The following is a 13,402-nucleotide window of genomic DNA, read 5'->3' on the forward strand; positions in this document are numbered from 1 at the left end:
GCCTATGTCACTAAAATCTATATCATTCAAGTCTGGGCGCGAGAGCGGCTTTACCCTTATCGAAGTGATGGTTGCTTTGGCTATTTTGGCAGTGGTAGCCGTCGCGGCGAGCCGTGCCAGTAGTGCATATCTTAGCTCAGTTGATATATTGCGTACTCGTACGCTTGCTCACTTCGTTGCCCAAAATGCCGCCGCTGATTTACGTATTCAAGAGACGTGGCTGACAGCCAACCGCACCCAAACCGTTAATGCACAAGGACGTGATTGGCAAATAGCAATGACAGTCGGTGACGCCATCACACCTGCCTTAAAAGAAGTAAATATCGCAGTTTCGCCTATTATAGATGGACAGACACGCACGTCGGTCACTGATATCACTGTGATGCTAAGTAATGCTGAGCAAGATACGGGCAGTCTGGATTTAAGTGGTCTAAACACAATAGGTAATAGCGAGCAGGTCGGGGGCGGTCTGTGAGGCATCAGCGTGGTTTCACATTACTTGAGCTAATGGTTGCCATGGCAATATTTGCGATGCTAGCCGTTGCAGGCTGGCAGGTATTTGATGGGGTCAACCGTGCTCGTGAGCGCGCACAATTCCATGCTGACAATCTGGCTGTCTTGCAGTACGCTTATTTACAGTTACAGCAAGACATGGGTCAAATTATCCCTTATCAAGCGTCGACTACTCAAAGTGTCAGTGCGGCGAATAACAGTCCAAGCGATAGTAGTAATACGAACAACAAACCTCAATCAAGCGAGCAAATAAACGGACAAATAAATAAAATAGCGCCTGAGCCCTTTATGAGCTTAGATGGCGAGCATGTCAGCTTTGTACGCTTTGCCGATCCTGATCCACGATATCAGAATAGCAATAGCCTCCAACGTATCGAATATATTTTTGCAGATGAGCGTTTGATACGTCGCCAGTATACCAGTATGGAAGGCGGGCGTGACAGCGTCAGCTTAGACAGCGTATTGCTCGAAGGTGTCACAGCAGGAAGCTGGCAAGCTTATCTACCAGAGCTAAGTACCAAGTTTCCGAGCGATGACGCTAACAGTGGCGGTAGTATAAATACAGCGGTGAGACAATCAGCGAATACAGGGAGTCCTAAGCCCACAGCTGTTTTATTGCCGAAAGGAGTCGCGGTTAGCTTTACATACCAAGATATGCCAATCACTTGGCAATGGGCACTCGCCCCGCAACCGATATCGCATAGCAATAGTCAAAGCACAGTCAATAACACAGATAGTAGCAGCAATGATAATGCTAATAATGACAACAGCGGTAGTGATGGTAGTGACAATAATAGTAGTGCGAGAACGAATAATTGAGAAGGTAGTAGTTAAAATGCATCAATTGCTCAATAACAAAGGTTATGTATGTCGATGACTGCGAACTCTCAACGCGGTGTTGCACTGTTGACTATCTTATTATTGGTAGTGAGTATTACTGTGGTTGCAGGGTCGATGCTTGCTAGCCAAAAAATTGCAATTAGGCGTAGTGGTCTGTTATTCGATCAGAATCAATTGCTGCAAGATATCGATGCAGGTCAACAGTTGGCAGTGACGATGATTCGCGCTGATAGCAACCTCAATGATACGGATAGTGCGCAAGATATCTGGGCACAGCCTATACCACCTTATACATTGGCTAGTCACAGTGTCAGCATCGAGCTACGCGATGAGTCTGGTCGTTTTAACATTAATAACTTGAATCAAGATGGGTCAGCCAACACCACTGCTTTAGCAGTATTCCAACGACTACTCACGCAACTAAATCTAGAGCCTGATATTGCTATTGCTATACTTGATTGGCAAGATGCAGACGGTGAGGTATACCAAGATGGCGGTGATGAAAGTACGGTATATGCGCAGCAATCAAATGCTGTAGCAACAGATGCTCTGCCAAATCAGCCTTTTGTCAGTATCGATCAGCTACTAGAAGTGACGGGGGTAAGCGCTGAGACATTAGCAGTATTACGGCCTTATCTTACCGCAGTGCCTTATTATGTGCCGATTAATATCAATACTGCCAGTCCTGTATTGTTAGCCGCACTAGTTGATAATGCTAACAGCCAACAGATGCAATCACTGGTAGATATGCGCGCACAGCAGGCGCTGGCGTCTATTGATACAGTATGGCAATTACCGATATTCGGCAGTCTAAATGATGAGCAACGAAAAGCCTTAACACCAATGCTTGCCGTTGATAGCCAAGCATTTATGGCGCTTATCACAGCGACTGATAATGCAACTGTCGGTCAAGCTAGAGAGCGTTTTGCCACAGTCTTGATTAGTAAAACTGTCGTTGATAATAATCAAGCAGTTAATAACAGTCAGACAGCTAATGATAATCAGGCCGCTGACAGTAGTGAGGCAAACGGTAAAATGCCCAAGGAAGTCAAAGTAGTGACACAGCGACTATGGGCATTTCGTCCGAGCTTTTAGCAGATGGTATTGAGATCGTATTTAGTCTTTTAAGCGTGTTTCTTCGCTAGACTTCCAATTATATGCCCCGTAAAAAAGCATCTGTGCTTGACGAGTGCAGTTATGTAGCATTAGCTGTTTGTTCTCTTCAATTTCGTTTAGATCAATTTCATCATCATGATCTTCTGTATAGGTCAGCTCTAGCCAATCAATAATCCAAGAAAAGAACATATTCACACCAGCTTCAGCCAATAGACGACGGTCATAAGCGTTGATATGGGTAAACGCTGGCTGCAACGCTAAGTCGTCGGCCAACCCTTGAGCATGTATCTTAATCAACTCATTGATGGCTTTGCGTACTGCTTCTGATCCACCATAACGCTCACTGACCAAGAACTGCCAGTAATAAGGCTGATCGCTGACCATATACAAGAATAGCTGAATACTTTTTGCGATTTGACGATCGAAACTACGTTTACGTCCAATCTGCAGGCTATCACTTAACGTGGCCAACGTACCGCCCAATTCCTCAATGACCAAAGCGCGCCCGAGTGACTCCATATCATCAAAATGGCGATAAAACGCAGTCGGCACAACGCCAACCTCGCGTGTTACTTGTCTGAGACTGATAGAGCTAAAAGATTGCCCTGTCATACATAAATCGAGCACAGCATTAAAAAAGGCGTGCCGAGTTTGAAGTTTTTTTTGTTCGCGACTGCTCATAATATTTCAAAATTGTCCGGTAGGTGTTTATCATACTCATTTCAACGCATAAATACGACTGAAATACGCCATTCATGTTAATTTACTAAGCCTGCACTGGTCTTTTAAACCACTGTGCCCCAATGACCCTGCAATTCTTGCGCCAGTCGATATGCTTCGTGGTCATTCATACCTGTAATAAAATCCAAAATATTTAAGACATTATGATAGATATCGTCAGACAAGATGCGGCGATGTTCGTCAAGATGGGGCTGTAGTAATCTTAACAGACGTTGCTGCTCAAAAGACATCGGCGGCTGCATGGTTGTAGTTTGAGATCCAGTCCAAGCGAGCGGCATAAAGGCATTCAATAGGCTATGCAGGCATTGATTGGCCATTAGCTCCATTCTTACTTTGCTCGGATGGTTAAATATTTTTTCGCGTGCCAGCTGCTTAGCTTGATTGATACCATTCTGTACGCTGGTATCGCAATGGGCAAATAGGCTGCCTTGTAATGTGCCAGCTAGCAATGCATCACTGTTGGCTACAAAAACATCGGTGACGGTATTGACCAAACGCATCATGGCTCGTGCCCGCAGGGAGGCAAGACTTTGTCTGACAGACATATGCGCTGGCAAGTTTACGCTACTTGGACGTTCACCAATCAGCTCATAAAATATCGTGGCGACTTCGCTATAGGTTAGCATATTCAGATGGATGCCATCTTCTAAATCGATTAGCGCATAACAGATGTCATCTGCTGCTTCTAGCAGGTAAGCCAATGGATGGCGCGCAAAGCCATCGTGTTGCTCTGAGCGTGGCAAATGCAAACACGCAGCTAATTCCTCCAATTGAGACGCCTCACTATAAAAGCAGCCAAATTTCTGCACGGTATAATGGTTGTCATTGACATCATTGCTGTGAGTCGCCAACCACGGATACTTCATAAAGGCGCCTAGCGTGGCACAGGTGAGCCGCATACCGCCCTTATCAGGGTGATGTTCATTACGTGCCAATAGGCGAAATCCTTGAGCATTACCCTCGTATGCCAGTAAGTCTAATCGCTCGTTGCTGCTTAAATTTTGCAAAATCGCTTGCGGCTCAGGCTGCCTAAACCAATCACGAATCGCATACTCTCCAGCGTGACCAAAAGGCGGATTGCCAATATCGTGAGCAAGACAAGCTGCTTGTACGATCACACCGACGTCTGCAGGTAAAACTCCTGCTGGTAGGCCGCTACCTAATGCGTCATGGATTTTTTCGGCAGCCATCATTCCCAAAGAGCGACCAATAGAAGACACTTCTAGCGAGTGAGTCAGGCGCGTATGAATACCGAGCTGATTGGTCAGTGGATGGACTTGGGTTTTCTGATTTAACTGGCGAAAAGAGTGGGAAAATACCAGTCTGTCATAGTCTTTATGAAACTGAGAGCGAGTACTGGTATTGGCGTTAAATTTTTTGGAAGCACCAAGACGTTGTGAGTTGAGAAGATGTGACCATTGTGTGGTAGGGGACGGCAAAGAGGTTGGTGTAATTAGCATATTAAACATCCGGAACCAAGGGAGCCTCTAGCATAGCAAAATAGCGCCCTTGGTACAGCTATATAGTCAGAGAACTACTAAACGGCTACCGTGTTACCCTCCTTAGAGGTACTATTTTTACAATCTGCAGTCGGCTACCTTGTACCCGTTTTAGACTTCTTTGACTAGAGTTAATGCCCTATAAATTGGATACGGTGTCAGTCTTGCTTAGCCTACTACTGGTAGTAACTTCACTCGCCTTGCTTGTATCCAAATTATATGGAATCAACTATATTAAGACTTTTGACAGTTAAAAATTACGTCTTCCTTGTCGATAGCTACATCGCTATCGAGTGTTTTATTGAGCAATGTCGCTTTGTCTCCATTTACTTGCCATATGATGCCGTGGGTATCGTCTAATCCAATATCGCTAGTATAGATGTTTTTATCAACATCAGTTTCACTATCAGCGGCAGCTGTTAAATCGTATTCGATACCATCGATGAGCAAATGCGCTGTCTGTGGTGTACTGTCGCTATGATAAGAAACGCCGATAGTAGCAGTAGGCTCACAAGAGAAAGGAGTGCTGTTGCTGGCGTGTGCTTCATGATCGTGACCTGCGTGCGTATGTTCTTCGTGGCCGTGCTCTTCATGCTCTTTATCGTCATGCATCTCATGACCTGGTTTATGTTCGGCGTGATTATCTACTGGTGCTCCTTCAGATACCACTGCATCGGTATCGTTGTTCGGCTGACAGCCCAGTAAAGAGCCTGCTATCACACTACCTAGTATAGTAATACCTGCAAGTTTAGAAAAATAAGCCGCCATAATATAAGTCCTCAAATAAGCAAAATAAAGATATGTTATAATATAACATTTAATATATAAAATAAAGCCGATGATGGAGAATATCCAACATCGGCTAATTAACTTTAAACAAGCTATACTATTTAAAGTTACACGTTAAATCTAAAGTGCATTACGTCGCCATCTTGTACGATGTAAGTTTTACCTTCTAGACGCGATTTACCAGCAGCAGCAGCGCCTTTTTCACCGTTGTATTCGATAAAGTCGTCATAAGCAATGACCTCAGCGCGAATAAAGCCGCGCTCAAAATCAGTATGAATTACGCCAGCTGCTTGCGGCGCTGTCGCACCAATAGCGACAGTCCATGCGCGAACTTCTTTGACACCAGCGGTAAAGTAAGTCTGCATATCAAGCAAATCATAACCACCACGAATGACTTGATCTAGACCGGCTTCCTCCATGTCCATTTCAGCCAAAAAGTCTTTTTTGTCTTCTTCATCAAGCTGAGCAATTTCAGCTTCGATTTGGTTACATAGTGCGATGACGATAGAATCTTCACCAGTGGCATAGTCGCGCACTGCGTCAAGATATGGATTATTTTCAAAACCATCCTCAGCGACGTTAGCGATATACATGGTTGGCTTTAGGGTGATTAAACCGTAGCTTCTGATCAGTTTTTTCTCATCAGCGTCTAGGTTAGCAGCACGAGCCGCTTTACCTTCTGCTAATAATGGTTCAACTTTTTTGAACACATTAAGCAATGCTTGCGCGTCCTTATCACCACCTTTAGCCTTTTTGGTTTGGTTGTGGATTGCGCGATCAACAGCTTCTAAATCTGCAAGTGCCAGTTCAGTGTTGATGGTTTCGATATCATCAATCGGGCTAACGCGGCCATCAACGTGGACGACGTTGTCATCATCAAAACAGCGTACAACGTGAGCAATCGCATCGGTCTCACGGATGTTGGCTAGGAACTGGTTACCCATGCCTTCGCCTTTCGACGCGCCTGCGACCAAACCTGCGATATCAACAAACTCCATGGTCGTTGGTAATACGCGCTCAGGATTGACGATGTCAGCCAGTTGTTTTAGGCGTGGGTCTGGTACTGGTACGATACCCGTGTTGGGATCTTTGGTACAAAATGGAAAGTTTTCAGCGGCGATACCCGCTTTGGTCAACGCATTAAACAAGGTGGATTTACCCACGTTCGGTAGGCCGACGATGCCGCAATTAAAACCCATAACATTCTCTCAATGTATTAATAAAATCAGTTGGTATAAAGTTTGGTTAAATGATAAATCAAAATTGGGCACATTGTAGCAAATTTACCCGAATAGGGGTGAGGTTGTTACGGTATATGCTCAGGTTTTTACTCGATGATAATACGCAGCTTTATGATAAAAGTAGGTCATATTAGGAGCTTAAAAATGAATAAGGCGAATCAATACGAGTGACACATAGCTTATGTGAGCCGATAAACCCTATTTTTTAATATGCTAAACTGTCACGCACAGATAAGGGCTTGAACTTCACGTAAATTCAGCACAGATATTCTGCTAGGTTTAGCAAATCATACTTATTCTAAAGCTATAAGCAGTCAGACATACGCTGATAATATCGCCAAAATAAAATGTAAGGCAATTTTAGACAATGACAACCTCGATTTTTGACACACGCCACTATAAATACCCGCAAAACTTCCTTGAGATGAAGCCTAAACTGACTCGACTTGAGCAGGCTATTAAAAAGCTAGAAGCAAATTTAATTGATACTGCTGAGACAAAAAATATTAAGTTGTTAAAGCAGAGGCTAGATAGTGGATTGGGGTTAAAGGTCGATTATGCCAGTGAGTTAAATCCTGATCAGTTAATGGCCGCGACTACGATCGACGGCAAAGTATTGGTGATTGCGGGTGCAGGTTCGGGCAAGACTAAAACGCTCACCTATCGGACCAGTTATCTATTAGAAAACGGAGTGTCGCCTAAAGAGGTTTTGCTACTGACCTTTACGCGTAAAGCCGCGAATGAGATAAAAGATAGAGCGAAATCTTTGCTAGCTAGCAGTCTTTCAAATCAAGAGCTATCAGATGAAGAGCTGGCTGATGATAAACTGCCAACTGATAAGGCATTAAATAGCATCACTAGTGGTACTTTTCATTCGTTTTGCAATATGTTGCTACGACAATATTCAGGGCTACTCGGTATCAATCCAAGGTTTACCATTTTGGATACTGGTGATAGTGAAGATGCTATCGACTTGGTACATAAAGAAAAAAAGTATCCTACCCAAACCAAAACCCAAGCCTTTCCGCGCAAAAAAACATTGCAAAATATCATTTCAACCTCTAGAAACAGACGCGTTCCTATTCGCGACCTAATAGAAAGTAGCTATCCTGATATCGCCGTACATATTCCTATCATCGAGCAATTAGCAATTGATTTTCATGAGTATAAGCGCGCCAATCATTTATACGATTTTGATGACATCATCAGCCAAGTGGTACGTCATCTAAAAACCAACGACACCTTTAGGCAGCGACTTCAAAACACGTATCGTTATGTCATGGTTGATGAATATCAAGATACCAACATTCCACAAAAGCAGCTAATCGATTTGATCTGTGAGCCTGATTCGGTGTCACTAATGGTCGTTGGTGATGACAATCAAAGCATCTATGCCTTTCGCGGTGCTAATTACGAAAATATTTTGCTATTTGGTGAGACGTATCCCAATGCCAAACTTATCAAGCTTGAGCAAAATTATCGCAGTACACCTTCGGTACTAAACTATATCAACGCGTTGTCAGCGCAAATCACGCTAGGCTATCAAAAGCAGCTGTATTCTGATGCGCCAATAGCAGGCGACAAGCCAATATTTCGACGACTCAGCGATGAGACAAAAGAAGCGAGTTATATCACTGATAAGATAGTCGCGCTAAAGCCTGAGTATGATTATAACGACTTTGCGGTATTGTGCCGCACGTCTTTTCAGTCCAATTATGTACAGCTAGAGTTTATGGCGCGCAATATTCCCTTCATCGTGGTGGGCGGTATCAAGTTTATTGAAAGACGCCATATCAAAGACGTATTGGCCTTTGTCAAAGTTCTCTATAACCCGAACGATACGATTGCTTGGCATCGTATTTTAACTTTGTTTAAAGGGGTAGGAGCAGTCACGGCGACGCGCTTAACCCAAGCCATCACCGCTGACAATAATGCGTTTGAGTCGCTACTGGCAGCATCGTTTGCCAAAAAAAGCGATCAGCTAAAGCCTCTATATCACACGCTTACCAAGGCCCAGCAAGCAGAAACGGTTGAGGCAGCCATTGAGCATATTCTTGAGTTTTATATCCCTGTGTTAAAGTTGATAGAAGACAACTGGCGTGAGCGTAGCGAGGACTTCCGGGTGCTAAAGAATTTAGCGACAGAGCACACGAGCCTCGATAGCTTTTTAGAAAATCTTGCGCTCGATCCGCCCAATGACTCAGTCGCGGTCATGGAAAGCTCTGACGATGGACAAAGTAATGATAAAGTCACGATCTCAACCATTCATAGTGCTAAGGGGCTTGAATGGCCAGTGGTGTTCGTTAACTCGTTGGTCGATGGCATCACGCCGCATCATCGTTCATTAGATGACTTTGAAGCATTAGAAGAAGAGCGTAAGCTGTTCTATGTGGCCTGTAGTCGTGCAAAAACGCAGCTGTATTTGACCGCGCCGAATTACTTCTCTAGTTACTCTGGATACTTTGATATGGCCTCACGCTTTATTGCGGAGCTATCGGCTGACGAGGTAACAGTAGAGACGGTAAAATCGCCTATCAAGAAAAATGATGACCCAATATGGTGGTGATTTTTTGAGGATATTGATGGTATCTATCATACTGGGTTTTAGTGTGTATTTTGCGGATTTTGGTCGTCCAATAATGGCTTGATACGCCAACTATTCCTTCTGAAAATCACCTACAAATAAATGTATAGCCAAAAGTAGTTAATAGCAAAAATATTTTTCAAATAAGGGTTTAAAATTTATCCCAATGCGTTACTATGACCACCTAATTTGGTAAGACCTTTATATTTGATACTCTGTATTAACACCCTAAGAAAAGGATAGGTTATGCGCTACGAAGTGATCGTTATCGGTGCAGGTATGGTTGGCACGTCAATCGCGTGGCATCTACAAAAAAATAACTCAAACGTATTACTCTTAGACAAGAAATTGCCAGGGTCAGAGACCTCATATGGTAATGCCGGCTTGATTCAGCGCGAAGCGATTCATACGCATCCTTTTCCTCGTCAGCTGACAGAGATGATCCGAGTATTACCTAATCAAGGTACTGATATTCGTTATCGTATTCCAGCTATTCTGCGTTATCACCAAGCGCTGCTACAGTACTGGAAATACTCAACGCCTGCGTCAGTCAAAAAAATCGAATCTGAGTGGCAGACGTTGATTGAGCATTGTACCAGTGAGCACCAAACCATGATTAGCGCCTCTGGTGCTGATGAGCTCATTACTCGTGATGGTTGGCTACAATTGCATCGCTCAGAAGAGACTTTCAAAGAAGCGCAAGCATCCGCCATTGATGCGCGTAATCAAGGGGTTGAGCACAATGTATTGAACCTTGAACAACTAAAAGCAATGGAGCCTCGCGCCAATTTTGACGGTTTCGTTGGTGCTATTCATTGGTTGAATTCATGGCAGGTATCAAACCCAAGCTCGCTGGTAAAAGCCTATGCAAAAAACTTCCAAGACATGCAAGGTACGATCAAAGAAAATGACGTCAAAGAAATCGTCAAAGAGGCGGATGGCTGGAAAATCATCACTGACAAAGATACGTACTATAGTGATAAATTGGTCATCGCAGCAGGTCCTTGGTCGAATGATTTGATCAGACCACTTGGTTACAATCTGCCATTGTTCCCAATGCGTGGCTATCATCAGCATTTCAAAGTGACAGACAAAAATACAATCCATCATAGTATGTTTGATATGGATAAAGGGTTTGTCATGGGGCCGATGCAGCAGGGTATCCGTATCACTACGGGCGCTGAGATGACTACCATGAATGCGCCAAAGAACTTTGGTCAATTACAAACGGTATTGAAGCTTGCAAGAAAAATTTTGCCATTAGAAGATGCGGTTGAGAGTGAAGCATGGGCAGGATCGCGTCCTTGTATGCCTGACATGAAGCCCGTCATCGGTCCTGCTGATAAGCATGACAAGCTCTGGTTCGCATTTGGTCACAGCCATCAAGGCTTCACTTTGGGACCAATGACAGGCCGTTTGGTTGAAGAGATGATTCATAATAAGCCAGCATTGGTCGATTTAGCGCCATTTAGCGCTCAGCGTTTTTCTAACTAAGCGCGACTTGACTGACTAAACACAGATTCAAATTAATAAATGAAAGGTATAGACATGATAAAGAAGCTACATAGCAATCAGCGTATGAGCAAAACGGTAATCCATAACCAGACGATCTATTTGTGTGGTCAGGTCGGTAATGCAGAAGACGATATCAAAGCACAAACGTTGACGTGTTTGGAAAAAATCCAAACGCTATTAGAAGAAGTGGGCAGTGATAAATCAAAGCTACTATCAGTCACCGTTTGGATCAAAGACATGGCGGATTTTGCTGCTATGAATGAAGTCTATGACCAGTGGTTTGAAGGTATTCAGCCACCAGCGCGTGCATGTGGCGAATCAGCGCTTGCACGCCCTGAGCTATTGGTTGAGATGATCGCTATCGCTGCTGAGTAATAAACGGCTCGCAGTACCTGTAGTATATGTATTAAATAGAAATAAAGAAGGCCATGATAGCGATATCATGGCCTTTTCTATGCGTAGCAATAAGCCAACTCGATTATTGAAAAGGAATATGCTAGCTTTTTAATCCAAGCACGCGCCGTATAACGTCAGCGAAGCAATACAATGATTATTATAGGAATTAGCATTCTTTCCATACCGCTTGGCGTTTCTCAATAAAAGCATCAATCCCTTCACCCACATCGTCTGCCATCATATTGCAAGTCATGACCTCACTGGCATAGTCATAAGCGTCTTCGACACTCATATCCAGCTGCTTATAAAACATACAGAAGGTCATCTCTATCTAGAGTAATGTCAGATTGAGTCATTTATCATCCTTGATAATGGGTTGGTTTGGTAAATGCTACTATTTATAAAGTTATACAAAGCGCTTTAAATAGTAGCATGGCTCATATTCTATACAATAGATGAAGCACATAGAAAGCTCACGAAAAAAATAGCGCACTCAGATGATGAGTACGCTATTGGTTTTTCAATCAGATATAATCTAAATCTATACTAACTTAAATTTATACTAAGCTGTATGTATCTTGAGATTAGTATGCGCCTTCGCTATAGATAAGCTCGTAGCTGTGGCTGTATATCTCAACGATGTTGCCGAACGGGTCTTCCATATAGATCATGCGATAAGGTTTTTCGCCAGGGTAGTAGTAGCGTGGTTTTTCCATACGCTTTTTACCACCTGCAGCAACCATACGCTCAGCCAACTCTTCAACGTTTGGATCTTGAACGCAGAAGTGAAAGATGCCTGTTTTCCAATATTCAAAGTTGTTTTCAGGGTTTTCTTGATTTTTGAATTCAAAAATCTCAACACCGATACGGTCACCAGTAGATAGGTGAGCGATACGGAAGCTGCCCCAACCTGCACCGAATACTTCAGTACACATCTCACCAATCGGGCTGTCATCTTCGACAATCTCAGTTGGTTCCATAATGGTGTACCAACCCATCACTTCAGTATAAAATTTTACGGCTGCATCTAGGTCAGGGACTGAAAGACCGATGTGCGAAAAGCTTCTTGGATAAACGTTGTTCATAGCTTGTGCTCCTGTTTGATGTGCGTTTTCTTTAACGTGGAGCCAGTATACAAATGCACCGTCATTATGTAAAATTATCAAATATTATATAAATAATTATGAAGCGTAATGATAAATATCACATGGTTACGCACCTTTTGCACGCTTGCTGAAGTTGGGCACTTTACCCGCACAGCTGAACGTCTATATATGACGCAGTCTGGTGTGAGCCAACACATAAGTAAGTTAGAAGAGCAACTAGATACGGACTTGTTGATTCGTCAAGGAAAGCAGTTTTCATTGACCAATGCAGGTGAGCAGCTTTATAAAGAAGCAGGCGAGATACTGCAGCGATTATCAAATTTAGAACAGCGAATCGGTGAAGATCCGCCTTATGAAGGATTGGTACGGTTGATGTCACCGGGTAGTGTGGGACTTAAGCTGTATCCGCAGCTTTGTCTTTACAGCAGCAGCATCCAAAACTAGTGATTGATTACCGTTTTGCTCCAAATTCTGATATTGAGCGGGCGCTGGCAAATCACGAGATTGATATCGGCTTTATGACAAATATCTCAGACGATGAAACAGTTAGCTGCAGGCCTATGGCACAAGAAGCATTGATACTAGTAACCCCTGCGGCTACAGTAGAGCCTAGCTGGGAGCATCTTATCGAACTTGGATTTATTGATCATCCAGATGGTGCCCATCATGCAGGCATGCTACTGACTGCCAATTATGAGCAATTTCAGCATATCAATGATTTCGAGAAAAAAGGATTTTCGAATCAGATTGGCCTGATACTAGAGCCCGTCAGCAGAGGAATAGGTTTTACTGTCTTGCCAGCACATGCAGTGGCTGCCTATCCAAAGCCTGAGCTGATTAATAGTCATCATTTACCAGTTGCCGTTAGTGAGACGCTATATCTGGCAGTCAGACGACAGCAGGTACTCTCTAATAGAATGCATACGGTCATTGATAACGTGCAAAAATGGCTATAGATATGTTGAGAATGATAAATGCACAGCTAACAAAGGGTTAATAAAAGGCTCGATAGCTGTACGTTTAACAGAAGGGGTTCATTGATAGATTGCGACTATAAAAGAT

14 protein-coding genes are annotated in these 13,402 nt (G+C 43.4%); 8 read left to right on the plus strand and 6 right to left on the minus strand.

Translation table 11 applies throughout. The features are described 5' to 3' along the window. Positions 1–4 precede the first annotated feature (4 nt). From gspI to gspK, 3 genes are read left to right on the plus strand one after another with little or no spacing between them, the layout of a single operon-like run. Complete coding sequence (gspI, locus tag FQV37_RS01020; protein WP_227679206.1) at positions 5–475, plus strand: type II secretion system minor pseudopilin GspI; 471 nt, start codon at positions 5–7, stop codon at positions 473–475. Further along, the gene (locus tag FQV37_RS01025; RefSeq protein ID WP_160020931.1) at positions 472–1,332 is read left to right on the plus strand and encodes a type II secretion system protein GspJ; all 861 of its coding nucleotides are present in this window, start codon (positions 472–474) and stop codon (positions 1,330–1,332) included. Before gspI ends, FQV37_RS01025 begins: the two co-directional genes overlap by 4 nt. A gap of 48 nt (positions 1,333–1,380) precedes the next feature. Further along, on the plus strand, positions 1,381–2,448 hold the full coding sequence (gene gspK / locus FQV37_RS01030; protein ID WP_240990903.1) for a type II secretion system minor pseudopilin GspK: 1,068 nt from the start codon (positions 1,381–1,383) through the stop codon (positions 2,446–2,448). A gap of 21 nt (positions 2,449–2,469) precedes the next feature. On the opposite strand, the gene FQV37_RS01035 is transcribed toward gspK, so the two are convergent. The 4 genes from FQV37_RS01035 to ychF form a co-directional block, all read right to left on the minus strand. Further along, entirely contained in the window at positions 2,470–3,150 is a 681-nt protein-coding gene (locus FQV37_RS01035; protein WP_057759356.1) for a TetR family transcriptional regulator, read from the minus strand. A gap of 104 nt (positions 3,151–3,254) precedes the next feature. Next, positions 3,255–4,670 (minus strand): deoxyguanosinetriphosphate triphosphohydrolase, encoded by a 1,416-nt coding sequence (locus FQV37_RS01040; RefSeq protein WP_160020932.1) that lies wholly within the window; start codon positions 4,668–4,670, stop codon positions 3,255–3,257. Positions 4,671–4,943: 273 nt separating this feature from the next. Continuing rightward, positions 4,944–5,477 (minus strand): hypothetical protein, encoded by a 534-nt coding sequence (locus FQV37_RS01045; protein WP_160020933.1) that lies wholly within the window; start codon positions 5,475–5,477, stop codon positions 4,944–4,946. Between the two features lie 128 nt (positions 5,478–5,605). After that, entirely contained in the window at positions 5,606–6,697 is a 1,092-nt protein-coding gene (ychF, locus tag FQV37_RS01050) for a redox-regulated ATPase YchF (RefSeq protein WP_160020934.1), read from the minus strand. A 409-nt stretch (positions 6,698–7,106) separates the two neighbouring features. Here ychF and FQV37_RS01055 point away from each other — a divergent pair, with 409 nt between their 5' ends. The 3 genes from FQV37_RS01055 (at position 7,107) to FQV37_RS01065 (ending at position 11,213) form a co-directional block, all read left to right on the plus strand. After that, complete coding sequence (locus tag FQV37_RS01055; RefSeq protein WP_160020935.1) at positions 7,107–9,305, plus strand: ATP-dependent helicase; 2,199 nt, start codon at positions 7,107–7,109, stop codon at positions 9,303–9,305. Between the two features lie 264 nt (positions 9,306–9,569). Next, the gene (locus tag FQV37_RS01060) at positions 9,570–10,817 is read left to right on the plus strand and encodes an NAD(P)/FAD-dependent oxidoreductase (protein ID WP_160020936.1); all 1,248 of its coding nucleotides are present in this window, start codon (positions 9,570–9,572) and stop codon (positions 10,815–10,817) included. 57 nt (positions 10,818–10,874) lie between these two features. Next, positions 10,875–11,213 (plus strand): RidA family protein, encoded by a 339-nt coding sequence (locus FQV37_RS01065; protein WP_055124581.1) that lies wholly within the window; start codon positions 10,875–10,877, stop codon positions 11,211–11,213. Positions 11,214–11,400: 187 nt separating this feature from the next. On the opposite strand, the gene FQV37_RS14280 is transcribed toward FQV37_RS01065, so the two are convergent. Together FQV37_RS14280 and FQV37_RS01075 are read right to left on the minus strand one after the other, a co-directional pair. Beyond that, a complete protein-coding gene (locus FQV37_RS14280; protein ID WP_277342670.1) occupies positions 11,401–11,526 on the minus strand; it encodes a hypothetical protein in 126 nt (41 codons plus the stop codon). A gap of 292 nt (positions 11,527–11,818) precedes the next feature. Continuing rightward, on the minus strand, positions 11,819–12,319 hold the full coding sequence (locus tag FQV37_RS01075; RefSeq protein WP_101205448.1) for a lactoylglutathione lyase family protein: 501 nt from the start codon (positions 12,317–12,319) through the stop codon (positions 11,819–11,821). A gap of 108 nt (positions 12,320–12,427) precedes the next feature. Between FQV37_RS01075 and FQV37_RS14180 the strand changes: the two genes are divergently transcribed. Further along, a complete protein-coding gene (locus FQV37_RS14180; protein WP_240990904.1) occupies positions 12,428–12,784 on the plus strand; it encodes a LysR family transcriptional regulator in 357 nt (118 codons plus the stop codon). Next, the gene (locus FQV37_RS14185; protein WP_240990905.1) at positions 12,754–13,296 is read left to right on the plus strand and encodes a substrate-binding domain-containing protein; all 543 of its coding nucleotides are present in this window, start codon (positions 12,754–12,756) and stop codon (positions 13,294–13,296) included. The genes FQV37_RS14180 and FQV37_RS14185 overlap by 31 nt, the downstream gene beginning before the upstream one ends. Positions 13,297–13,402 lie beyond the last annotated feature (106 nt).

Origin of the sequence: Psychrobacter nivimaris, from assembly GCF_009812035.1 — a bacterium.
GTDB lineage: Bacteria > Pseudomonadota > Gammaproteobacteria > Pseudomonadales > Moraxellaceae > Psychrobacter > Psychrobacter nivimaris.